Below are 519 nucleotides of genomic sequence, written 5' to 3' on the forward strand. Positions count from 1 at the left end.
GGCTGTTCCTGCGCGACTGGCGCGCGACCTGGGTGGCGGCGCTGGCCCTGCCGTTGTCGATCATCCCCACCTTCGCGGTGATGTACTTCTTCGGCTTCACGCTGAACATGATCACCCTGCTGGCGCTGTCGGTGGTGGTCGGCATCCTGGTCGACGATGCGATCGTGGAGATCGAGAACATCGTGCGCCACCTGCGCATGGGCAAGCCGCCGCTGGAGGCCGCGCGCGAGGCGGCCGGCGAGATCGGCAACGCGGTGATCGCCACCTCGCTGACCCTGGCGGCGGTGTTCGTGCCGGTCGCCTTCATGCCCGGCATCGCCGGCAAGTTCTTCCGCGAGTTCGGCTGGACCGCGGCCACCGCGGTGCTGTTCTCGCTGCTGGTGGCACGCCTGCTCACGCCGATGATGGCCGCCTACCTGCTCAAGCCGCATGGCGAGGAGAAGCCCGATTCGAGGCTGATGGTCTGGTACCTGGGCTGGGTGGACGCCGCGCTGCGCCACCGCGGGCGCACGCTGTGGC

At 69.2% G+C, this 519-nt stretch carries 1 protein-coding gene; it reads left to right on the forward strand.

All coding sequences use genetic code 11. The features are described from left to right. Positions 1-519: efflux RND transporter permease subunit (locus tag AC1DN0_RS41345; RefSeq protein ID WP_477146645.1), on the forward strand; the 519-nt coding region annotated here is incomplete at both ends.

The sequence above is a fragment of the Cupriavidus sp. 05N39 genome (assembly GCF_056397325.1).